Below are 1,422 nucleotides of genomic sequence, written 5' to 3'. Positions count from 1 at the left end.
TGCAAGGACTACATCTTGAGGTTGAACTAAGACCTAAGTCTGATATCAGACAAGCAAAAAGTCCGAAGAGGCAAGACAAGGGTCGTGGGCCACTTTCGCGAAGCCCCGCGATTTGTGAATGCTTTCTCATCGACAATGCCGTTGGGGTTTTCGGCTAGCTGTCGCGCCGGTTGACCGGCAAGGGGAGAGTGGGATGCGCGTACCGCGCATGGGCCAACTGGGCTGGCTTGTCTTGCGCGTTTTCGCCGCGCTGGCGCTGATTTTTGCACCCTTTCACCTCTCGGTCGATGGTGTCGCCACCAACAAGGCCTATGCCGGCAAGGGCGGCGGCGGGAACGGAAACGGCGGCGGCAATGGTGGCGGGAACGGAAACGGCGGCGGTAATAGCGGCGGCGGGAACGGAAACAGCGGCGGCAATAGCGGGAACGGAAACAGCGGCAACAGCAACGCCGGCGGCAACGGCAAGGGAAACAGTAAAGGCAAGGCCGGCGATGCTTCTGTCGATCATGTAAACGCCGTAACCGGCGACAAGGTCGAAATCGACGGCAAGAACATCAGGGTCACGCACCCTAACGGTATGAAGGAAGAAATCGAAAACGGCCGCTTCAGGATGGAGGACGCGCTTGGGCGCACCATCGTCGAAAGAGCGGCAACCGCGGCCGATGTGGCGCGACTGAATAGTTTTTGAATGGTTTGTGAGAGCGAGGTTCTATCTGGAGTGATCTTTTCGGGACCGAAGGTCAGCGCTGCAAAATCAGGTTGCCACCTTTTGCTTCGTCTCTTCGGTTCTTGATCATCGGTTGACAGGACTTCCGTGCTCACCTTGCCCCCGCCTACTGGCGGGGGTATTTTTTTGGGGTCCGCCTTGCATTTCTGCCGGGCGACCCTTGGCGCATCGCGGTTCGTTGGCGCGGTCCTGTGTTTTTCACGCGCTATAGTTCTAGAGAATTGCGCCCCGCTTTCCAAGAGACTTGGTTAACGCGCCGTCAACCGGCCCCGGTTTGCGGTTGCCGCTGTCGCGCCTGGCGGCATTGCGCCGACCGTGCGACATAGGTCCGGCATAGGCGGCAAAAAAGGTCTGAACCGGCAAGGCATGGGTCGTGGGCCGCTTTCGTGCGCGTGCGCTTGCATGGATTCTTTGCTTCTCAATCGTGCCGGCCGCGGTCTGTCAGACCGCGCAGAAGACCGGCGGGGAGAGAAGGGTGCCAAAACTGTCCTTGAACCGGCTGAGCCGACTTGCCCTGTTGATCTCGACGGCGCTGGCGCTGACGATCGCGCCTTGCCACGTCAAGCTCTACGGCGCCGCCACGATCGTTCCCGCCTTGGCTTATGCCGACGGCGGGAATGGCAATGGCGGCAATGGCGGCGGCGGCAACGGGAACGGCGGCGGCGGCAATGGCAACAGTGGGGGCAATTCAAGCT

Annotated in this window: 1 protein-coding gene and 1 pseudogene; both read left to right on the top strand. The window is 60.3% G+C overall.

The genetic code is table 11. The annotated features are described in order from the left end of the window. The first annotated feature begins 193 nt into the window (after nt 1-193). Complete coding sequence (locus EN742_RS34945; RefSeq protein WP_126055411.1) at nt 194-688, top strand: hypothetical protein; 495 nt, start codon at nt 194-196, stop codon at nt 686-688. A 514-nt stretch (nt 689-1,202) separates the two neighbouring features. Beyond that, nucleotides 1,203-1,422: pseudogene (locus EN742_RS34940) on the top strand (hypothetical protein); the annotation flags it as partial.

This window comes from Mesorhizobium sp. M4A.F.Ca.ET.020.02.1.1 (assembly GCF_004022645.1).
Lineage (GTDB): Bacteria > Pseudomonadota > Alphaproteobacteria > Rhizobiales > Rhizobiaceae > Mesorhizobium.
This window is presented reverse-complemented; position numbering and strand designations above follow the sequence as displayed.

What these genes read in the sequence shown, in the direction of transcription:
- EN742_RS34945 (WP_126055411.1), top strand. Translation starts at nt 194, where the DNA reads ATGCGCGTACCGCGCATGGGCCAACTGGGCTGGCTTGTCTTGCGCGTT.